Origin of the sequence: Oxalobacter aliiformigenes (assembly GCF_027116575.1) — a bacterium.
Lineage (GTDB): Bacteria > Pseudomonadota > Gammaproteobacteria > Burkholderiales > Burkholderiaceae_D > Oxalobacter > Oxalobacter aliiformigenes.
Genome location: NZ_CP098252.1, coordinates 264,902 through 287,680, shown reverse-complemented (window position 1 = coordinate 287,680; position 22,779 = coordinate 264,902). Strand labels below are relative to the sequence as shown.

At 50.7% G+C, this 22,779-nt stretch carries 16 protein-coding genes, 1 tRNA gene and 1 riboswitch; of the genes, 3 read left to right on the top strand and 14 right to left on the bottom strand.

Translation table 11 applies throughout. The features are described from left to right. Nucleotides 1-119: 119 nt before the first annotated feature. Complete coding sequence (locus NB647_RS01420; RefSeq protein ID WP_269264782.1) at nucleotides 120-1,031, top strand: LysR family transcriptional regulator; 912 nt, start codon at nucleotides 120-122, stop codon at nucleotides 1,029-1,031. Nucleotides 1,032-1,230: 199 nt separating this feature from the next. Here NB647_RS01420 and NB647_RS01415 read toward each other — a convergent pair whose 3' ends face one another. The 9 genes from NB647_RS01415 to NB647_RS01375 all read right to left on the bottom strand — a co-directional run bounded on the left by NB647_RS01415 (nucleotide 1,231) and on the right by NB647_RS01375 (nucleotide 13,768). Further along, a complete protein-coding gene (locus NB647_RS01415; RefSeq protein ID WP_269264781.1) occupies nucleotides 1,231-4,947 on the bottom strand; it encodes a pyruvate carboxylase in 3,717 nt (1,238 codons plus the stop codon). Between the two features lie 384 nt (nucleotides 4,948-5,331). Next, a complete protein-coding gene (locus NB647_RS01410; RefSeq protein WP_269283781.1) occupies nucleotides 5,332-6,057 on the bottom strand; it encodes a biotin--[acetyl-CoA-carboxylase] ligase in 726 nt (241 codons plus the stop codon). A gap of 195 nt (nucleotides 6,058-6,252) precedes the next feature. Next, nucleotides 6,253-7,707 (bottom strand): tryptophanase, encoded by a 1,455-nt coding sequence (locus tag NB647_RS01405; protein ID WP_269283780.1) that lies wholly within the window; start codon nucleotides 7,705-7,707, stop codon nucleotides 6,253-6,255. 481 nt (nucleotides 7,708-8,188) lie between these two features. Continuing rightward, nucleotides 8,189-8,265 (bottom strand) — tRNA-Pro (locus NB647_RS01400). 18 nt (nucleotides 8,266-8,283) lie between these two features. Further along, on the bottom strand, nucleotides 8,284-9,273 hold the full coding sequence (locus tag NB647_RS01395) for a polyprenyl synthetase family protein (RefSeq protein WP_269283779.1): 990 nt from the start codon (nucleotides 9,271-9,273) through the stop codon (nucleotides 8,284-8,286). A 111-nt stretch (nucleotides 9,274-9,384) separates the two neighbouring features. Then, on the bottom strand, nucleotides 9,385-10,722 hold the full coding sequence (locus NB647_RS01390) for a hemolysin family protein (protein ID WP_269283777.1): 1,338 nt from the start codon (nucleotides 10,720-10,722) through the stop codon (nucleotides 9,385-9,387). 110 nt (nucleotides 10,723-10,832) lie between these two features. Next, the gene (locus NB647_RS01385) at nucleotides 10,833-11,516 is read right to left on the bottom strand and encodes an anaerobic ribonucleoside-triphosphate reductase activating protein (RefSeq protein ID WP_269283776.1); all 684 of its coding nucleotides are present in this window, start codon (nucleotides 11,514-11,516) and stop codon (nucleotides 10,833-10,835) included. Further along, complete coding sequence (gene nrdD / locus NB647_RS01380; protein ID WP_269264775.1) at nucleotides 11,500-11,682, bottom strand: anaerobic ribonucleoside-triphosphate reductase; 183 nt, start codon at nucleotides 11,680-11,682, stop codon at nucleotides 11,500-11,502. Before nrdD ends, NB647_RS01385 begins: the two co-directional genes overlap by 17 nt. Before the next feature lie 22 nt (nucleotides 11,683-11,704). Continuing rightward, on the bottom strand, nucleotides 11,705-13,768 hold the full coding sequence (locus NB647_RS01375; RefSeq protein ID WP_269283775.1) for a ribonucleoside triphosphate reductase: 2,064 nt from the start codon (nucleotides 13,766-13,768) through the stop codon (nucleotides 11,705-11,707). Between the two features lie 134 nt (nucleotides 13,769-13,902). Continuing rightward, nucleotides 13,903-14,092, bottom strand: a riboswitch (cobalamin riboswitch). Nucleotides 14,093-14,358: 266 nt separating this feature from the next. Here NB647_RS01375 and NB647_RS01370 point away from each other — a divergent pair. Then, entirely contained in the window at nucleotides 14,359-15,195 is an 837-nt protein-coding gene (locus tag NB647_RS01370; RefSeq protein ID WP_269283773.1) for a glycosyltransferase, read from the top strand. A 10-nt stretch (nucleotides 15,196-15,205) separates the two neighbouring features. Here NB647_RS01370 and NB647_RS01365 read toward each other — a convergent pair whose 3' ends face one another. The 5 genes from NB647_RS01365 to NB647_RS01345 form a co-directional block, all read right to left on the bottom strand. Beyond that, nucleotides 15,206-15,826 carry a TatD family nuclease-associated radical SAM protein gene (locus NB647_RS01365; protein WP_269264772.1) on the bottom strand — a complete coding sequence of 207 codons (621 nt, stop codon included), beginning with the start codon at nucleotides 15,824-15,826 and terminating at the stop codon, nucleotides 15,206-15,208. A gap of 12 nt (nucleotides 15,827-15,838) precedes the next feature. Beyond that, entirely contained in the window at nucleotides 15,839-16,105 is a 267-nt protein-coding gene (locus NB647_RS01360; RefSeq protein ID WP_269264771.1) for a hypothetical protein, read from the bottom strand. A 93-nt stretch (nucleotides 16,106-16,198) separates the two neighbouring features. After that, on the bottom strand, nucleotides 16,199-18,016 hold the full coding sequence (gene glmS / locus NB647_RS01355; protein ID WP_269283771.1) for a glutamine--fructose-6-phosphate transaminase (isomerizing): 1,818 nt from the start codon (nucleotides 18,014-18,016) through the stop codon (nucleotides 16,199-16,201). Between the two features lie 270 nt (nucleotides 18,017-18,286). Further along, nucleotides 18,287-19,399 (bottom strand): porin, encoded by a 1,113-nt coding sequence (locus NB647_RS01350; RefSeq protein ID WP_269283770.1) that lies wholly within the window; start codon nucleotides 19,397-19,399, stop codon nucleotides 18,287-18,289. A 388-nt stretch (nucleotides 19,400-19,787) separates the two neighbouring features. Then, a complete protein-coding gene (locus NB647_RS01345) occupies nucleotides 19,788-20,909 on the bottom strand; it encodes a porin (RefSeq protein WP_269264768.1) in 1,122 nt (373 codons plus the stop codon). A gap of 351 nt (nucleotides 20,910-21,260) precedes the next feature. Between NB647_RS01345 and NB647_RS01340 the strand changes: the two genes are divergently transcribed. Further along, a complete protein-coding gene (locus NB647_RS01340) occupies nucleotides 21,261-22,778 on the top strand; it encodes a tetratricopeptide repeat protein (protein WP_269283768.1) in 1,518 nt (505 codons plus the stop codon). The last annotated feature ends 1 nt before the right edge of the window (nucleotide 22,779 follow it).

Genomic DNA, 22,779 nt, shown 5'->3' with positions numbered 1-22,779 from the left:
GGTTGAAACAATTCAAATTTTAATAATTGCAATTAAATCGCATTATATAGATGATTTTTTTGTTTGATAAGATAATAAAAAATCGTTTGATTCGATACTTTTTGTAAGGAATCGCATTAATGGACAAAATCAAACAAATTGAAGCATTCGTTAATGCCGCAGAAAAAGGGAGTCTGGCCAAAGCTTCGCTTGTGCTAGGAATCACTCCTGTTATGCTGGGGCGGCGTATCGATGCGCTGGAACGACGTCTTGGCATTAAACTCATGCATCGCACTACTCGTCATCTTACACTAACTGAGCGAGGTACGGTATTCCTTGATCACTGCAGAAAAATTCTGGATGAACTGGAACAGGCCGAACAAATGATCGGAGAAGGTCTCAACAAAGCAACAGGTCACCTTATCGTATCGGCACCAGCCGCCTTTGGCAGAAAGCACGTCGCCCCTCATGCACCCGCGTTCCTTGCCGCCAACCCTGATGTAAAAATCTCGTTCAATCTGAGCGATCAGGTCGTCGACCTTGTCCGGGAAGGTTATGACCTCAGTATCCGTATCGGGGGATCCATCGACCCCAGTCTTGTCGCTGTAAAACTTTGTTCCAATCACCGCGTTGTATGCGCCTCTCCCGATTATTTAAGAAAACACGGAATACCCAGAACACTTAAAGACCTTGGCCAACACAACTGTCTGACTTTCAATTTGCAAGGGGGCCAACAACGCGGATGGCATTTCAGGGAAAACAACAAGACCGTCATTGTCCGCACTTCAGGCAATCTTGACTGCAACGATGGCGAACTGCTCCATCGATGGTGTCTGGAAGGATTCGGTCTGGCCTGGCGTTCTACCTGGGAAATACAATCTGAACTGGCTTCGGGCAAACTGGTGACCGTTCTGGATGATTACGCCCTCCCCAACTACGACATCATGGCTGTATATCCGCAACAGCTTTATCTACCATTGAAAACCCGTCTTTTTATCGACCAGCTGAAGACCATTTACGCCGAACCCGATTACTGGACAAAACCTTACTGATCATGGCAATCAGAATGACAGCGGGAATCTGTTGCTGTTTTTATTCAGATGACAAACCGGTTTCCGGAAATGAAATACTGATCTTTCCTTAATGACAAAAGCCCCGCGGGTTTCCCACGGGGCTTTTGTCATTCTAAAACATTCCGATTACCGATTCCCTGTCAAACGGACACCAGTCTCACACACGATATCGCTCATCTCAGGATGGATCAGAAATCTTGGTACCACAATTCGGGCAGAACCGCGATTGTTCATCCGTAATCGGATAGGCACACTTCGGACACAATTTCGGCACCGGAGAAAGTTCGACAATAAGCTCGCCTTCAAGAACCGGTACCATACGGTGATCCTTCTTGAAATCGGCCGTCTTGACCACTCTCTTGACAATTCCGTTCACCGGAGACAGAACCGATCTTTCCTGCTTCATGATGGAAACATTGAAAAGCTCCTGTCCCTGCTTGACGATATCGCCTTCCTTGACATGAACGATCCAGAGATCAGCCTTGCGCGGGCTGGCGACATGATAAGGATTGCCGCTTTCGGCAATAACAGATTCGCCACCACCACCTGCCGCAGTGACAGGTGCGTCAATCTGGACATCGCTCGTCAGAATTTCGGAATCCAGGACATATCTTACTGTCGCGACCCCGCTCTCGTTGACCGGATCAATACTCAGAAGAAGCATCTGGTGCGGCTTGCCACTTGACGTATTAAAATTAAGGGTCTGCCCCGGTTTGATCCCTTCAAACCACACATCCAGCGGCAAATGATTCGGATTGCCGAATTTTTTCTGGAATTCAATGGTTTTGATCGCATCCGCCGGATGATTCAGATACATGACGAATTCCTCATCCGTCGGATCACGCTTCAGAAGTTTCGCCAATTCAGCCCTTTCGGCATCCATATCGACAGGCGGCAGGTTTTCCAGTGGAGAAACTTCCGTACGGGAAGCAATTGCACTTTCCCATTCCGCACCAAAAGCGCTCTGGTACACCCAATCGGCCGGGAATCCAAGCGGAAGCCGCCCGAACCGTCCAAGCAGAAGCTTCTGGAATGCCTCATTGCAGTCGCGGTAAATATCCAGCCGTTTCTGTCTGATATCTTCCGGCAGATCTTCTTCCTTCACTTCCGTCACGGTTTTGAGTACGGACAGCAACTGCTGCACCTCAGGCATGCCGCCACGTTTATAGGCCCCGGTGACCGCAAGGAAAGCGGTATTCCACGTCGTTTGCGACCCTGGCGTCACATCGTGGTAACGCACGATCTGGCGGGTATATGCCAGAAAATCGAGCATATAAGGAAGCAACTGGATGTAACCCTGCTTGACCGCACCTTCCTGGGAAGAAGAAGTCGCCCCGCCCGGCATGGCATAACGGATAACATCGTGATCGACACCCTGGAAATAAGGCGAACAGTAACGGTCGAAATACGGCATGAACTGCTTGCAGACAAAATTTGCATCCCGCAAGGCTTCACGATTCAGGCTGATATCCAGACCGAGCTCCTCTTCCAGATAGGCCGCCAGCGAACCGATATCTCCCTGGCCGTAACTGCGAACCGAAGCACCCAGTCCGGCATCAATAATCTGGCAACCGGCTTCAGCTGCCGCAGCGCAAGCCGGCAGGAAAAGTCCGTCAGTAACATGCCGGTGGTAATGCAGAACCAGTTCCGGCCACCGTTTTCTGAGCGCCGTAACCAACTCGCGCATGAATTTCGGTGGGCAGACACCTGCCATGTCCTTCAGGCCCAGAATGAATTCACGGATAACCGCTTTTTCCGGCAAGCCCGAAACCTTGGACATCATGGCGATAATGGATTCCGTGACCTTGAGGTAATGGTCGATATCAAACCCCTTGGCATAGGAAAGCGACAGGGCAGGTTCGAAAACCTTGTCCTTGCGATCCATGACAACTTCCGTAATCGGAAGCATATTGGCCGGTTCATTCAGGAAATCGAAGCACCGAACCACGTCATAATGATCGCAGATCATCTCGCCCGTCAGGCGCATGAGGTTTCTTGGCTGCGGACTGTAACCGAGCACATTGGTCGAACGGATCAGCAACTGTTTCAGGGTTTTCGGTGCGAAAGTGTTCCACTCACGCGCTTCCCTGAACGGATAAGTCATGTTGGCAAGCATGGCCACATGGAAATGAGCGCCCCCGCCATTTTCAATGGAAAACAGACCGAGATTATCCAGATAAGGTCCGACCAGCCTGTCTTCAGCCAGACGCATGCGATTACCGTTGTTCGACTGGGTCATGTCGCGTGTTGTGGTATCCGTAAAATGGATCTTTCCGCTGTCACGTACATAATCAAGCAGTGCACGACGGTCGCCACGAGGATACGGCGAAGGCTTACGCTTGGCCTGAGGAGTAATTTCCGGCAATATCGCCTTGAAACTGCCCAGTGACGGAGTGTTGCGATTACGGTATGTTCCCAATGAAACATACGGATTGTATCCGCGGGCAGAAATTTCCGCCACCAGCTTCGCCAGTCGCTCATTTTCCGGAGCCAGATCCGTGTAATTGAGCAATTCCGGATGATCGTGGATATACGTCGTCGTAATATTCCCGTTACGGAAATTCTCATCATTGATGATTGTCTGCATGAACGGAATCGTCGTCTTGAGTCCTCCGATCACATATTCGGACAAGGCACGTTCCATAATGCCCATCGTCTTCTGCCAATCATGCGAATAGGTAATCAGCAAGGCACCCGCCGAATCATAATTGGACGGAAATTCATAACCGGCCGAGAGATTCGAATCCAGACGGACACCAGGCCCCCCCGTGGAAACATAACGGGTAATCAATCCTGAATTGGGAGTAAAACCATCCTGCGGATCTTCGAGATTGACGCGAACCTGCATCGAGGTGAAAATCGGGCGTGTATTTTCTTCATTGAAGCGCAATTCCGAACCGAATGCGATGGCGATCTGTTCTTCGACAAGATCGATCCCGTAACGGCTCTCGGTGATACCATGCTCAACCTGCAAACGGGTATTGACCTCGATCATGTAAGGCGTTGAATCCTCGGTAACAAGAAACTCAACCGTGGCAACCGAGTGATATCCTACTGCCGATACCATTCGCCGGGCATAATCTTTCAGTCGTTCACGCAACTCCGGAGTCAGCCCTTTCCAGGGAGACGGTGTGATTTCAATAAGTTTCTGATTGTTGCGCTGTACCGTACAATCGCGTTCATCAAACGCGAAAACATTGCCCCAACGGTCAGCGATAACCTGGATTTCGATATGGTGAACATTTGGCAGATACTTCTCGACAAACAGACGGGGATTGCCAAAAGAAGCCTGTGCCATGGCAGAAGCCTTCGAAAACGCATCTTCCAGCTCCTCCTGATTGGTCACCCGGAAAATGCCGCGACCACCGCCACCGCCTTCAGCTTTCAGCATGATCGGCAAGCCGATTTCCTCGATAATGGCCCGGGCCTGTTCAACCGTCACCGAATCATCCGAACCCGGGACAACAGGAACCCCTACCTGACGGGCAATGATACGAGCCTGAACCTTGTTGCCCAGCTTGTACATGGCATCGGCAGAGGCACCGATAAATGTAATACCCGCTTCTTCTGCCAGTTTCGGAAAAAGCATGTCTTCACTGGCGAAACCCCATCCCGGATGCATCGCCACGACATCACGCTGCTTGGCCAGTTCGATGATCCGTTCAAGATTGAGATAAGCACGAGGATCAGAACCCAAAAGGATCAACTCCTGAGCGGAGGCAGCAGCCGGCTGGGTCTTGTCAATATCGGTCACCGTCATTGCCGAAACAGCCTCAAACCGTTCACTAATCGACCGGCAAATACGACGTGCCGGGATACCGCGGTTCACGACCAGGATGACTTTGCCACGCAGAGACTCCCGGACTTCCTCAAAGGTTCTTTTTTTCAAATTCATTTCTTTTCTCTGCACACTCACTGATTCAATCTGTTATCAAAAATCTACCGCTAACCCCAACCATACGGGATTGAACTATAAAAATGGATGGCAAAACTACCTTTAACCGGAAGCGGTGACGACTGTTTATCTTTCCCAAGCCAATCAGGCTAGCTTCAAAAGCCAAAAAATTCACAAAAACAAATTATATGCTAGGGTGGTATTTTTTACGCAAACATTCTCGAATTGCAAACATTTTCAAATAACGTCCGGATTTTTACACGACAGTCCCTGACGCTATATGAACTGCCTTACATGTGGCAAAACGGCATTCAGGAACTGAATGCGGACATTACAGACGACAGACGATACGTCCTTCTGAACCGGGACTTTATGACTATCCCGTCAAACCTTCCTCAGAGTACCCCTCATATGGTTCGCAATACCCTCCGGAGTCGCCAGCATCAGGCCGCCATGCTCATCTATCCCGGCCAAAACACCACGAATGGATATTCCGTCAACATCGAGACAGACCGCCTCATGCAGCCATAAAAGACGGGAAAGAGCTTCTGTACGCCACGAACCCGCAAACTTGCGAAGATCAAGCGTTTTCAACCGGTCAACCAGATTTTCCACAATGGTTTCAGGAGTGAGATTCGCCGCCGCCTGAGGATTGATATTGTACAGGCAAGTAGCCGGAAGTGCCGCATCCTGACGAAGAACACCGGAATCAGGACAAGACATGACATTAATACCAAAACCGGCAATCAGCTTATCGCCCTTTTGCTCAAGAAGGATACCGGCCACCTTGCCGCCATCAACAACAAGATCATTCGTCCACTTGATTTTTGTATCGAACCCGAAATCGGAAAGTGTCGCAGCGATACAACACGACAATGCCAAAGCGGCTTCCATATTGTCAAACGGCGCAACAGAAGGAAGCCGGACTGCTGCATAAACATTGCCCCTCGGACTGATCCAGGATCGTCCATACTGCCCCCGACCGGCAGTTTGTTCATAAGAAAGAACCGCATCAAAAACAGATAATCCGGAATCAGCCACCATTTTCCAGGCACAATCCAGTACGGAGCCGGTACTTTCAAGCACAGTCAGCATATTATTTCGTCTCATCAATTCACTATCCGGGACAGACTATCATTTCATGTTCGCACGGACAAAAAACTTTCCGGTTTTTCCCGATACCCTGCCGGGTTTCGGACCGGAAAAAAATACCAGTGATTCCGACATACTGCCGGAAAACAATCTCGTATCCGTTAAAAAAGCGGCCCTGACAGCCGCTTTCCTGAACTGAATCCGTACTGAAGATTACAAACTGTCGCCAAAATCTTCCCTGAATTTGGCAAGCAGTTTCTGCGGCCAGTCCGTTGTCGGAGCAAGGCGTCCGACAAAGAAACGCAATACCTTGGGTTCTTCAGTAAATTTCAGACCACCGATCAATTCACGGTTTTTCCACAGCCATTCAATACGATCTTCCGCATATTTGACTTGCGACAGCGTGAAAACCCTTCTCGGGAAAGCCAGACGCAACAATTCGACCTCGGATGGGACATCATTGCCCTGTTCATCACGATCCATCGAAATCGTGCCCCGTTCCATACCGCGAACCCCGGAAACGATATAAAGTGCGGCAGCCAGTGCGCCAGCAGGATAATCGAAAGACGTCAGATGCGGCAAAAACCCTCTTGCATCCAGATGGGCACCCAGCCCGCCAGCCGGCGTAATGACCGGAATACCCTTGGCATCCAGACTGTCCACCAGATATTTGATGAACTCAGGAGAATGGCGGATAACATTCCAGTCCGTGGCTTCCCGCAAGCCGACCGCCATGGATTCTATTTCCCGAACGGAAATACCGCCATAAGTAAGAAAACCTTCAAAGAGAGGAATCAGATCCCGCATTCTGAGATAAAGATCGCGATTCCTTGTAGCAATACCGCCTCCACGCGAACAACTGATCTTGCGAGCCGAAAAATAAATGATATCGGCCAGATCGCAAAGTGTGCGCAGGATTTCCGCAGGAGACTTGTCCATGAATTCCTGTTCACGCATCTTGATGAAATACATGTTTTCGCAAACCAGACTGATATCCAGAACGATCAGGATACCGTTTTCATCCGCGACCTTCCGTACAGCACGCATGTTCTCAACGGAAAACGGCTGACCACCGATCAGGTTGGTTCCCGCTTCCATACGGATATAGGGGATCTTGTCCTTGCCAACCGTCTTGATCAGATCTTTCAGTTTGCCGATATCCATATTGCCCTTGAAAGGCTTGTCGGACCGGATTTCAAGCGCATCATTCGTAAACAGCTCCACAACCTTCCCACCGGCCAGTTCGACATGTGCCTTGGTCGTCGTAAAGTGGAAATTCATGGGAACGATATCGCCCTTTTTGATGAAGGCCTGTGAAATAATATGCTCAGCAGCACGTCCCTGATGGGCCGGAAGGAAGTATTCCGTTCCCAATACTTCCTCGACGGCTTCCTGCAAACGGTTGAACGATTCGGACCCCGCGTAGGCATCATCGGCAATCATCATCGAGGCGATCTGCCGGTCAGACATGGCATTGGTGCCGCTATCCGTCAGCATGTCCATAAAGACATCGCGATTTTGCAACAGGAAAGTATTGTAACCGGCGTCTTCTATTGCTTTCAAACGCTTTTCGATCGGCAAAAGATTGAGTTTCTGAACAACCCTCACTTTATGCATTTCAATAGGGACATATTCCCCGCTGGTCATCTTGATAGTTTCGTTGGACATAAAAAATCTCTGTCAGTGTACTTGAAATAAACAAACTTCCCGTCTGCCGAAAGCCGAACAACGGGAAGCCCCCTCTGGAATTCGTGCCGGTTTTACGCATTGATAAAATGCCAAACCTTTGGATTTTATTCCATTTTGGTTATGAAAACTCAATTGAACATAAGAAAAAATTTTTTCACCGGAAAATCAGACGAGTAAAAGAGATTATCATCTTTGACTGCCCCCTCACTCCGGCATAAACGGCAAGCACCCTATCTACAGGATATTCCGTCCGGAAAAACCTGACCGTTCACCTGTTAATCCGGCCGTCAAAAAAGAGCCGTTGTCAGCTTTACGCAAAACCACAGCGAATCAGCTTTCTGCCGGACAACTAGGTACAGCAAAAGCCGGATACAAGCGAATGCGCCACGGCAGACAAACAACCGAGGCTGCAAACGTCCCGGAAACCACCTGACAAACAAAATGGAAATGTGAAGAAAACTGGTCGGGGTGAGAGGATTCGAACCTCCGGCCTCTACGTCCCGAACGTAGCGCTCTACCAGGCTAAGCTACACCCCGAATTGAAAACGGGAAAGACTAATAATTTCTTTCCACTGAAAAGGATGACAATTCTAGCAGAGATTTTTTATATTGACCACTGTTCAAAACGGATAAAGCCTGTGCCGCGTCCCTAGCGGCCTGTTGCGCCTTGCTGTGCGTATATGCCAGTGCGCCGGCTGACCGGACAGCATGCAAAACGCCTTCGAAACAGCTTCCGTCGTTATCCTCGATACTTTTCCGGACAGATATCTTCTGCTCTGTACTGCCGTTTTTCATCAGATAAATAAGAGGCAAAGTCATTTTGCCTTCTTTCAGATCGTTTCCGGCATTTTTTCCCATAACACCCTTGTCACCGGCATAATCGAGCATGTCATCAACCAACTGGAAAGCCATTCCAAGTGCCCGGCCAAACCGGGCTGCCGCGTCAATTTCGCTCTCGGCCGCACCGGCGACAAGAGCACCGATTACAGAGGATGCCTCAAACAATTTCGCTGTTTTGGCGTAAATAACCTTGAAGTATCCTTCCTCGTCAATATCGGTATTGCGTATATTCATCAGCTGAAGCACCTCTCCTTCCGCAATAAGATTGGTGGCATCCGCCAGAACATCCAGAATACGCATATTGCCTGCGGAAACCATCATCTGGAAAGCACGGGTATAAAGAAAATCGCCAACAAGAACCGAAGATGCATTGCCGAACAGCGCATTTGCACTGGGAATGCCCCGCCTCAATTCGGATTCATCCACCACATCATCATGCAACAACGTGGCGGTATGAATGAATTCAATCGTAGCCGCAAGAATCTGGTGCAAAGTCCCCTGATAGCCCAGTGCTTTTGCCATTAACAGAACAAGAACCGGACGAATACGTTTGCCTCCCGCATTGATGATATAGTCCGCAATGCGCCCGATAAGCGCAACATCCGAATGCATCTGTTGACGGATAATCCGGTTGACAGCTTCCAGATCGGGCAAAATCGGCGTCAGAAAAGCGTTATCCGGGCCGTTGTTCTTGTAATCGTTCAATGTTGATGTTCCGTAATGACAGGCAATGGCAGCGATTATACGATGAGAGCGCCATTCAGGCGAATACCTGCCGGAACCGAAGCGGCAAGGAATCCGGCAAGCGAACGGAACTCACTCCTGCCTTTTATCCCCCTCATCAGGCTTGAATGGCGTAACCAGAACCTTGTCAACGCGATTTTTATCCATGTCCATGACCTCAAAACGCCAGCCACCGACATCGAAACGATCGGCAGCGGCCGGTATTCTGCCAAGCATGTACATCATAAAACCACCCACTGTATGAAACCGGTTCGAATCTTCCCCGGGCAAATCATGCCGGATACCCAACTCCGACGTCAGCCTTTCCAGACTGACTTCCCCGTCCACGAGCCATGAACCGTCCTCACGGCGGATAAGATCATCTTCCTCCTGGATTTCAGGGACAGAATAATCTCCGACAATCGCTGCCAATACATCGTTTAGCGTCACGATTCCCTGGACATCGCCATATTCATCCACAATCAGTGCCAGTGAATTTTTCGAATGACGAAAATTCTCCATCAACTGAATCGTACTGATCGTTTCCGGGACAAACAGGGGTTTTTGCAGCACGGATTCGATATCTTCCAGTGTAACGGGTGTTCCGCTTATGGTCTTTCCCAACAGATCGCCGCGTCGCAATATACCCAGTATATGTGAAAGGCCATCACGACAGACAATCAGTCTTGTATGTCCCGACGCTGCAATCCGGTTCCTCAATATATCAAGAGAATCCTCAAGATCAAGTATCGCCAGATCGTGTTTCGGCGTCATGATTTCAACCACAGGCTGCTGATCGAGCCTCAAGACATTGGAAACAATTTCCTGTTCCCCCTTGTGAAAAACACCCGCCTGAGTACCCTGTCCCATCAAGGCCCTGATTTCGTTGTCGCTGATCGGCGGTTCATTGTTCTTTTTGACCCCCAGCAAACCCAGCAACCACTCACTTGACTTCGATAACAGCCACACCAGCGGCAACGCAATGGCGGCAAGTGCACTCAAAGGCCGCGACGTCAGCGATGCAAGACGTTCAGGAGCCAGCAAGGCCAGACTTTTCGGAACAAGCTCACCGATAACGACCGTAAAATACGTCAGGCAAACGACGGTTACCGCCAATGCAATTCCCTTCGACCAAGGATGCAGATAAGGTACCTTTCCCAACCATGCGGCAAAAGGAGCTGAAATCGCCTTCTCACCGACAGCGCCGCTCAAGATACCGATAGAGGTGATACCAACCTGAATAGTCGACAGAAAACGGGCGGGAAACCGATAAAGTTCAAGCGCCTTTCTGGCACCGGAACTTCCTTCATCCGACAGGCTTTGCAACCTCACCTTTCTGGAAGAAACCAGTGCGATTTCCGACATGGCAAAAATGCCATTTAACAGGGTAAGCAAAACCAGCAACAGCAGATCTGTCAGGAACGCACTCATATTTCAACCCGTTTTCATCAACAGATCATATAGTAACGGAAATATCAGGGATCCAAAAATTCGGTGCCATCGCCAATTTGAAACGAATTGACAGAAAACAGGTCCGCCCGTCAAAGACGGCAGGTCACAGAAGGAAGAAACCGTTCGAACGAAGCGATGATTTCCTTCGAAACAGGACGCTTGCGACGATGTACCTCATCCCGGCACGATTGAAGAACCAGATGATCCGCCCCCATTTCCACCAGTTGCCGGGCCATTTTTTCCGCCCTTTCGACATTGAAGAAGTCAGGATCAAGCGTGCAACGCAATTCATGCGCCTTTCCAAAGGCCAGAACGAAACCCAACGAGTCACGTACGCGTTCACCGTTTCCTCCTCCCGTAATGACATCATACTCGTCAAACGGTGCCTTGATATCCAGCCCGACCCATTCAACAGACGGCAGGATTTTCCGGAGTCTTTCCGGATAAACGCCGGACGTATGCAGCGCGACTTCAAAACCATCCCGGTGAAGCTGTTCAACAGCTTCAGGCAACTGCCTCTGCAGCAAAGGCTCGCCACCGCTGAACACAACCCCCTCCAGAAGGCCACGTCTCGTCTCCAGCCAGCGCAACACCTCTTCCCAGGGATATTTCCCGTTTTCACCGGCAGGTAACAAATGCCGGTTATGGCAATACTGGCAACGCCACGGACATCCCTGACAGAAAATGACTGCGGCAAGCCTGCCGGGAAAATCTATCGTCGTAAACGGCGTGATTCCCCCGACCTGCAGAACAATATTACTTACCGCAGCCACAAATCCTGTCCAGATCAGGAATAGCGGATTCAACAAAATGAACGCGGTCATGGTGTTCACTTTGCTTTCCGGGATTGAATTCCGAAACCGGCCGGTGGTATCCCATCACACGGGTCCAGACTTCGCAACGCTGTCTTTTTTCCTGTGGCAATTGTGATTTATCCATTGTTTTTTCCTTTCAAAATTGTTCAGTGTGTCTGTTTTTCCATCTGTACCATCAGTTCTTCATCACAAATCGGACAGAACTCATGTTCGCCCGCCAGATAACCGTGTTTCGGGCAAATGGAGAACGTCGGTGTCACCGTCAGATAAGGCAGCCTGAAATGGGTCAGTGCCGTCTTGACCAGTTTGCGGCAGGCGTCAGGCGATGAAATCTGCTCCTGCATGTAAAGATGCAACACGGTTCCCCCCGTATAGCGGATCTGCAAATCATCCTGACAGCGCAAGGCTTCAAAAGGATCGTCCGTATAACCGACCGGCAACTGGGACGAATTCGTGTAATACGGATGTTCCGGCGTACCGGCCTGAATAATATCCGGATAACGTTTCCTGTCTTCCCGTGCAAAACGGTACGTCGTCCCCTCTGCCGGAGTCGCTTCCAGATTGTAGAGACTGCCCGTTTCTTCCTGATAACTCTTCATCCGTTCACGCAGATGATCCAGCAGACGAAGTGCGAAATTGTGGCCGAACTCCGTTGTAATATCATCCTTGTCATTGGTGAAATTACGAATCATTTCATTGATGCCGTTAACACCGATCGTCGAAAAATGATTGCGCAATTTGCCCAGATAACGACGTGTATAGGGGAACAGTCCATCATCCATCAAACGCTGAACCACCTTGCGCTTGATTTCCAGACTGTCTTTCGCCATATCGGCCAGATGATCCAGACGGGCGAACAGCCCCTTTTCATCCCCCTTGAACAAATAGCCGAGACGGGCGCAATTGATGGTGACGACCCCGATCGAACCGGTCTGTTCCGCCGATCCGAAAAGGCCGTTTCCCCGTTTCAGCAGCTCACGCAAATCCAGCTGCAGACGGCAACACATGGAACGCACCATGTTCGGGGAAAGATCCGAATTGAGAAAATTCTGGAAATAGGGCAAACCATATTTGGCCGTCATGGCAAAAAGCCGTTCCGCATTTTCCGATTCCCATGGGAAATCGGCAGTAATGTTATAGGTCGGAATAGGGAACGTGAACACCCGGCCACGCCGGTCACCTGCCGTCATCACTTCGATATAGGCACGGTTTAACATATCCATTTCCTTCTGCAATTCACCATAAGTGAACGGCATTTCCACTCCGCCGATAACCGGAACCTGTTCACGCAAATCTTCGGGACAAACCCAGTCGAAAGTCAGATTGGTAAACGGAGTCTGCGTTCCCCACCTGGACGGTACATTCAGGTTATAGATGAATTCCTGCATGTGCTGCTTGACATCGTCATAAGACAATCCGTCGTTTCTGACAAACGGCGCCAGATAGGTGTCAAACGAACTGAATGCCTGTGCTCCCGCCCATTCGTTTTGCAACGTACCCAGAAAATTGACCATCTGGCCCAGCGCCGTCGAAAAATGTCTAGGTGGATCGGCTTCCGGTTTTCCCGGAACACCGTTGAATCCTTCATACAACAACTGTCTCAACGACCAGCCGGCACAATATCCGCACAACATGTCCAGATCATGGATATGGTAATCGGCATCACGATGAGCCTGTCCGATTTCCGGAGGATAAACATGGCTCAGCCAGTAATTGGCCGTCACCTTGCCCGAAACGTTCAGAATCAGGCCACCGAGCGAATACCCCTGATTGGCATTGGCCTGAACACGCCAGTCCGCACGATCGACATACTCCTCAACAGAAGAGGCGACATCGACCAGTGTTCTCTTGTCCTGTCTCAGGCGGTGGCGCTGGTCACGATAAGTGGCATAGGCACGAAACGTTTTCGTATGATTGGCATCAACCAGCATCTGTTCCACAACATCCTGAACCTGTTCCACCGTCGGAGGCGCACCGACAAAACGGTGACGCAAGACCTTCAACGTTCTCTGTGTCAGAAGTTGCGCTTCATCTTCGCCGAAATCTCCCGTCGCTCTTCCCGCCTTGGTCAAAGCGACAGTAATCCTTTTTGCGTCAAACGGCACTTCGGCTCCGTCACGCTTGATGATCCGCTGCGGCAATGGAGGCAATACGGAAGGCGCCGGCTGAACCGCCTCCCGCTCAATTACGACACTTTCTTCCGCTTTCATTCAATACCTTTGTCTTTCGGCAGGGGCGAAAAGAAAACAAACCGGCGAAATCCTTTCCGATCGCCAAACCGGAAAAGAATGGAACACGTTTTCCAACAAATGGTTTTTTTCCTTCAGACACCCCACCCTGTTTCGGGGAAAATATTGCAATGGCAGGTATTCTGGCTTGCGGATTCTGGCAACACATCTTCCTTTCCGGTCATCCGGCAATTGGCAGACAATTACTACCGCATACAGTTGCTGGGGCAGCTTTGGAATAGTCAAGTGAACTTCACCAAATTCCCTTTTCATCCTGCTACAGGAACCATTACCCGGTCAGTATAACGTAACTTAAAAGTTCGTGCAGTCCGTTTCATCAACATCGGGAAACACCCCAATCCAGACCGGCATACATGACCATAACCATTATTTTAGTACGCTCTCACAAATGCAGACACGACGGAAATCAAACGGCAAAACCATCAATCATTTACAAAAAACAAAATAAAATCATGAATTTCCGGCACACAGACATTTTATCGGTTAATATGGGAGAAAGCCGGACCGGTATATGTGCCGACCTTCTCCGGGCAAAAACACCAGAGGAAACCATGACTTTCCCGACCTCGATCATCATCAGTACCCATAACTCGCATGAATGGCTGCAGAAAGTCCTTTGGGGCTACGAAAACCAGAACTACAAGCGTTTCCAGCTCATCATCGCCGACGATGGTTCCGATAACCGGACCCGTGAAATGATCCAAGATTACCGGAAGATTTCCCGCATGGACATCATCCACCTCTGGCATGAAAGAAACGGTTGCCAGAAAAGCCACATGCTGAACAAGGCGATCATGCATGCCCGTGGCGACTATCTCATTTTTACGGAAGACAACTGCATTCCCCGATTCGATTTCGTCAAAACACACGTACATTCGGCACGACCGCATCATTTCCTTTCCGGGGGACACAGCAAACTGCCCATGTGCTGCAGCCTGCAAATCGGTGAAGAAGAAATCCTTTCCGACGAAGCCTTCAATATCATGTGGTTGCAATCCCACGGCTATCCGACATACGCGAAAAAACTCCGTTTGATCGCCCGCTGGCCATTCGACAAGCTGCTGAATCTCATCCCGACGGAAAACAGGTGGAACGGTCACAATGCTTCCGGATGGAAAAACGACATCATCGGCGTCAATGGTTTCGACGAAAGAATCCGGGGCGGAGGAGAAGACCTCGAACTGGGTGACAGACTGAAACATGCCGGAATAAAAGCCAGACGCATACGCTATTCAGCCGTATGCGTCCACCTGTCACATGAATCCGGGTTCAATGACGGTCTTGTTTCAGACATAACCCGTGAAATACAGAACCAGACCCGGCAAAACAACAGCCGCTACACGGAATACGGGATCAACCAATCGAAACAGAACGCCAATTCCCTGTAACCGGAACTATTCAAACCAGATCGTCCAGCACACGCCTGCGGAACCTGACTCCCAGTTTGTCGGCAATTGCCTGACAGGCGGCGATATCGACTCCCGGCAACCCGTCAACAGCCGTTACCGTCACGTCCGCCCCCGCCTTTTTGGCACTTTTCACAAATTCAAGTACCGCCCGATACGCACCGGGATTCTTGGGACGACAATGGCGATTATAGGTTTCCTCATCCTGTGCATTTAAGGAAACAGAAATCGTCGGTATCAACGCCGCTATTTCGGGAGCCACATCCCTGCCATTCATCATGCTACCGAGCCCATTGGTATTCAACCGCAATTTCGCGCCCTTTTCGCGCAAGCGTCTTGCCACTTCCAGCATATCGTCCAGACGAGTCGTCGATTCCCCCATACCGCAAAAAACGATTTCATGGTAATCGGCAGGATTTCCCGCCGCTTCGACCAGTTCATCCACTGTCGGATGATGGTGAAGCCGCATATCATATTCCTTGACAGACCAGGCACCATTGAATTTCGGGCAGAAAGCGCACCGCAGGACACCACACCGGTTAGTGAGATTCAAATACCGGCTGCCATGCAAGGTATAGCCGACTGTATCTTCATAATTCTCCGAATCAGACATATCCCCCCGCTTTCATTTCATGAACCAGCTGACCACCAGCATGGCGATCCCCACATTGACGGCGATATTCAGCTTCGGTGCGACCTTCCCCTCCGAACGCAGATAATTCACCAGCGCCCACGACAGCCACAGCAACAGCTCGCCCGCCCCCCGGAATATATCGACACGGGTTTGCGCCAGATAAATCCGGTAACCGCCCTGTATGGCCAGACACATGCAGAAAGTGGCCAGCACAAGACGGACACTTCTTTTATTGACAAATTGCCAGAAGGCATCCATTTGCCATCTCCCTTCATGCGTCTTGCGATTATACACAGGCACTATTGTACGCCAGGTCACGGATACCGTCGCGCACCGGACAAACAGCCCGCCTTATTCCACGGTGACCGACTTGGCCAGATTGCGTGGCTTGTCAACATCCGTCCCCCTGACCAAAGCAGTATGATAGGCAAGCAATTGTAACGGAATAACGTGCAATATCGGTGACAACAGGCCGTAATTTTCCGGCATACGGATCACATGAATCCCTTCTTCCGATACAATTTTCGTATCCGAATCGGCAAAAACATAGAGCTGCCCTCCCCGTGCACGAACTTCCTGCATATTCGATTTCAGTTTTTCAAGCAGATCGTCATTCGGCGCGATCGTGACAACCGGCATTTTGTCCGTCACCAGCGCAAGAGGACCGTGCTTCAGCTCACCGGCCGGGTAAGCCTCGGCATGAATATAGGAAATTTCCTTCAGCTTGAGCGCCCCTTCCAGCGCAATCGGATAATGAATGCCTCTTCCGAGAAACAGCGCATCATCATGTCGTGAAAACTCTTCCGCCCAAGCAATAATCTGCGGTTCCAGCGCCAGAACGGCAGACACCGCCACAGGCAAATGACGGAGCAACTTCATATGCTCCGCTTCCTGTTCCGGCGCCAGCCTTCCCCGGACTTTCGCAATCGCAAGCGTCAACAGGAAAAGCGCCGTCAACTGTGTGGTGAACGCCTTCGTCGACGCCACACCGATTTCCACCCCCGCCCTCGTAATATAAGCCAGCTCACACTCCCTGACCATCACACTGGTCGCGACATTGCAGATCGTCAGCGAATGTGCCATCCCCAGTTCACGGGCATGACGCAAGGCAGCCAGGGTATCCGCCGTTTCCCCGCTCTGACTGATGGTCACCACCAGTTTGTTCTCCGACGGGACACTGTCCCGATAACGGTATTCACTGGCGATTTCCACCTCGACAGGAATCTTCGCGATCGATTCCAGCCAGTACTTGGCCGTCAACCCGGCATAATAACTGGTTCCGCACGCCAGAATCAGAACCGAATCCGCCTTGTGCAAAACAGCGGACGCCTGTGCACCGAACAGATCCGGCGTAATGCTTTCCAGACCTTGCAATGTATCCGAAATAGCCCGCGGCTGTTCGAAAATCTCTTTCTGCATGAAATGCCGGTATGGTCCCAGTTCCGCGACACCGGAATAGACATCGACGACCTTGACTTCCCGCAATGCCGGTTTTCCCCCGGCATCGACAATATGGAAATCATTCAGATGAATATCGACGACATCGCCTTCCTCCAGATAAACGATCCGGTTCGTGGTGCCGGCCAGCGCTAGCGCATCGGACGCCAGAAAATTTTCATGGTCGCCAATACCGACCACCAGCGGCGATCCCTGCCGGGCACCGACCATCCGCTGCGGTTCGTCACGGCAAATGACCGCAATGGCAAACGCACCCCGCAAGCGGACAATGGCTGCCTGCACCGCTTCCAGCAGATCCCCTTGATAGAAGCTGTCGATCAGATGTGCGATGACCTCCGTGTCGGTCTGGCTGGAAAAAACATACCCCTTCATTTTCAGCGCTTCGCGCAGCTCGGCATGATTTTCGATAATACCGTTATGCACCAGCGCAATCCGCTTGCCGGAAAAATGGGGATGGGCATTGTCCGTGGTTGGCGCGCCATGTGTCGCCCAGCGGGTATGCGCAATACCGAGAAATCCAGAAAGATGATGTCCGTTGACCTGTTTTTCCAGTTCGGCCACCCGTGATGTACTGCGCGAGCGCTCCAGATGCCCTTCCGTGCACAGTGCAATCCCGCATGAATCATAGCCCCGGTATTCCAGTCTCTTCAATCCTTCCAGCATGACAGGAACCACGTTCCGCTTCGCTACCGCGCCGACAATCCCACACATATCAAAAACCTCATCCGGTAAACACATCCGGTTTTCCCGCTTCCGCCAGACAGCACATGGCAGGAAAACACCATACAAAAAGATCCAGTCAGGAACATAGCCTATCACAAGTCGCCGTCAACAACCTGTAACCGTTTGTAAAAACAGACAATCCTGCCAGCCAGTACCCTATATCCGGTTCACACATAAAAAAAAAGCACCCCGCAAAAGGGGTGCTTTCCCGTTCATGCATTTCTGCAAAACCGGCTTGCACCGGCCTTGCGTCAACAATCAGAACTTGTGGGTGATACCAACCTGAACACCGTAGGTACCATCGTCAGCATCGCCATAGACAGCTGCGACTTCCTTGTCGTCGTAGTCAGTGTAGGCAACATTACCGTAGATGGCGGTACGTTTGGACAGGTCATAGGTATAACCGATGGCATACTTGTAGATGTCCTTGTCGCTGACATGCTGACCACCGCTGGCTTCGACTTCCATCCACTGGGCCGAGGCATTCAGACGACCCGGACCCAGTTTCCATTCCAGACCCAGCAACCATTGTTTTTCTTTCAGCTCGTCAACGCCCATGTATTCATTAACAACACGACCGTTGTTCCAGCTTCTAACTGTCTGCCAGTCAGCCTGTTCACCGTTAGCCCAGCCTTTGTCCTTGGTCTGCTGGTAAACCAGTTCGACCTTGGCAGGACCAAAACGGTATGCAGCGCCCAAATTCCAGACGGACGAATCCTTGGAATCGGCCAGACGGCTCCAGTTACCGACCAAAGCCAACGGGCCATTGTCGTAACCGAGCATGATGCCATAACCGTCGTTGTCAGCACCAGCTCTCTTGACACCGCTTTCGAATGAATCCATGGAATCGCTATCGGTATTGCCACCCAGCGAGTAGCTGGCACCGAAGTGGAATCCGCTCCAGTTCGGGCTGTCGTAACGGATGGTGTTGTCGATACGCGGGGAACGCTGGTTGCCTTCCAACATGGCACCGACACCATATTGATAGAACGGATCGAACTTACGGATGGTTTCCGTCGTCAGTTCGTTGACACGGCCCAGACGGACAGCACCCCAGCTGTCGCCCTTCAGACCGACGTTGGCAGCACCGTCGAATTCACGATCTTTCCCTTTATAGGTTGAACCTTTCTGGGTACCGTTGTTCAGGTCGAACCGGTGTTCCAGTTCGAAGGTTGCCTTCATGCCGGAACCGAGGTCTTCAACACCACGGAAGCCCAGACGGTTGTTGACGTTTTCGCCCATTTCTACATCCTGGCCGGATTTCTTGATGAAACCGGTGTCAACGATACCGTAGATGGTAACGTTGGATTGAGCGTGTGCAACGCCAGCAGCGGCGCCCAGCACAGCCAATGCGATAAGAGTCTTTTTCATTTTGCCTTCCCTTTTAAATAGGTCTTTTAAAATCCGGAACAGCTGTTCAGGTCATTCAGACTATTCGGATGAGTGAAAGATACCTTTTGATCGGGATCAATGTCATTGATTTGTCATTTATTTCGGAAAATTCTTCAAAAAGTGTCTCGAAAAAGCAAAAAACGTTGTATTTTCATCATACAAAAACCGCCATTTCCCTTCTCTCGGTTTTGACGGCAAAGATGAACAATGTTCGTCAACTCTCTGTGCAATAACTCTTTTTCCGGTTCGGTACCCAACTGTATCGGTTCTTTCCCCCAACAATCCGGCCAGTCCCTTCCCGCAACCCGGCATGACATGAAACAAAAAAAGGCCATCCTGTGGATGGCCTTGGGCAAAAAGAACAAAATCAGAACTTGTGCGTAATACCGATCTGCACACCCGTCACACTGTCCCGATTGTAACTGGCCGGATCACCGTTGTTGTTCAGGCCTTCACCACGGTAAAATCCGGCGATCTGGTCGTCATCATAATCGGAATAAGCCACAATGCCATATATGGACGTCCGCTTGGACAAGTCATAGGTATACCCCAGGGCATACTTCTTCACGTCCTTGTGACCGCTGTCGTTATTGCTCCATTCGACATCCTTGACTCTTCCGTAATTGAAGGAAGCATTCAGGCGGCCCGGTCCCATCAGCCATTCCAGACCGAGCAGCCAGGTCTGCTGTTTGGAGCGAATGGAAATCTCACCTTCTTTCCAGCCCTTGTCGCGGGTCTGTTCATAAGCCAGCGAGATCCTTGCCGGACCGAATGCATAGGCACCGCCGAGATTCCAGACGTAGGATTTGTTGGAATCCGCCAGACGGCTCCAGTTACCCAGCAACGTCAGTGGGCCATTGTCATAACCCAGCATAACGGCATATCCGTCATTATCCGCACCGGCGTATTTGACGTTGGCAGGAGTTGCATCAGGCTGCGGCTGTCCCGGATCACGGTTCGGATCGTAGGCGACACCGGTTACATGCTTCATGTTTTCACCCAGCGAATAGCTGGCGCCGAACTTGAAGCCCATCCAGTCCGGACTGTCGTAACGGATAGTGTTGTCAATACGGGCAGAACGCTGGGTGCTCAACAACATGGAACCGACACCATACTGATAGAAAGGATCCAGGGTACGCAGCGTTTCGGTGGTCAGTTCATTGACACGACCGAGACGGATGGCCCCCCAGTTATCGCCTTTCAATCCCACATTGGCGGCACCGTCCCAGTCTTTCCCTTCCTGGGCCAGCGTTCCGTCATTCAGATTGAACCGTCTTTCCAGTTCGAAAGTGGCTTTCTGGCCGGAACCCAGATCTTCCGTACCGCGAAAACCGATCCGGTTATCGATATTGGAACCCATCCGGGTATCGGAACCGTTTTCCTTGATGAAGCCGGTATCGACCACCCCGTAAATGACGACATTGGACTGGGCATTCGCCACGCCGGCAGCGGCACCCATAATGGCTAATGCAATGAGAGTTTTTTTCATTTGTTTTCCCTTCAAAGAGACCTGTTAAAAATCCGTCGAAGCCTTTTCCTCGGACATCCGGATAAACACAAAGTAAATAACTCTCATCAATCGACTTTTTACAAAAATCGACTTCCGTGCACTTTCATTCAATAATTGACACAAAAATTCATCTCCTGTTGTATTTTTGTTACACAAAAGTTGCTTCCGGTTAAAAAAACGTTATTGAATCCGCTTTTAAAACGCACAATATCGCTAACTGATCACTTGATCATTCCGGAATACAAAACAACCGGATGACGGAACGGCGGTACTTTTCCGGACCGGAACGTACTGTTCTTTGCTGAAAAAACTGAACTCTCTATTTGTCAAATGGCCAGCCGGGAAGAATTGCAGCTATTGCGTGAAGCACGGGCAGGAAATGCCCAATCCCAATGCGAGCTGGGCAAGCTGTATCTTTTCGGCAGCAAAAGCCTGCCGCAAAGCCTGGCGACAGCCTTGCACTGGCTAAGCCGTGCCGCTCTCCAGGAAAATACGAGTGCAAAACTGCTGATCGGCAATCACATACCGTACGAAATGGCAAAAGCCTACCCCGACAGACATGCTATCGAAAACTGGTACCGGGAGGCTCTGGAACACGGAAACGATCAGGCTGGTCTGATACTGGCAAAGCTGATCCTGTCTTCCGGGACAACAGTCGATGAAAAAAAACGTTCGGAAGCGATCGGCATTCTTGAAACAATTGTTGACCATGATATTCCCGAAGCACAATGGCTACTGGCAGAATTGGTCAAAAACTCACCGCACCCCACCCCTGCGAAAAACAATGCCCTCAAATGGACGGCACGCGCTGCCGATGCCGGAGTACTGGAAGCGCAAATCGCCCTGATAGAACATGCCTGGGACAATGCCGATTACGATACATTCCTTCAACTCGCCGTACCTGTTGCCCATTCCCTGATACAGATCCGGCAAGAACAGGAAAATTCCGCGCCAAACGAGCGGTCCACACAACTTCTGTTACGCTGCGGCCAGCTTCTGCTCAAAAAAGGGAAAAACCATGTCGAGGAAATACAACCCATGTGGGAAATGGCTGCCCGCCACAAAAATGCGGAAGCGGCATTTCTGCTGGGGTTGTGGCATGCCCGAATGGATGAATACGGCAACCGGACCTCTGATGGCGCCAGCTCGACCAGTTTCAAAAAAGCGATCCGCTGGCTGACACAGGCAGGAGAACAGGGACTTGCGAAAGCGTGGTACGCGTTGTCGCTGATTTACCAGAAAGCGGAATTTTCACAGCGGAATATGGCAGATGCCCAGCGTTATCTCGAAATCGCCGCCAATCTGGGGCACCCCAGGGCGCAATATGAACGCGGTCTGCACGCATGGAGAAACCGGCGCGAAGACGAATCCAACGACATTCTGGCGGTTTACTGGCTCCAGAAAGCCGTCAGCAACGGCGAAACGGAAGCGGCACAGGTATTGAACAGGATCGCCATCCGGGCCAAACCGGCATCGTGGGCCCAGACCGCCCTGCAATTTCTGACGCGTGAATCCGTCAGCAGCCATCCTTTTCTGGCGGCACGTATCGAACTGGCTGCCGTATTCGGCCTGTCCCGTCCGGAAGCGCTTCTTCTGGATATCCATTCAGCCGACAAGGGCCATTGTCTGCTCGTCGATATCCGGGAACACTATCGGCGCAGCAAACGCAAACTGATACTGATTCAGACCGGCAGGGAACGTCAGACCTTGTCCCGGATCGGTCGTCTTTTCGAAAAAGTGGACTGTGGTCCAAACGGACCGGAAGGAAATTACCGACAACGTCAGTACCGGCTCAAAACGCTATTGCCTGCCCCCGTTCCGGAACATCCGGAAGATACCGTTTCCTGAA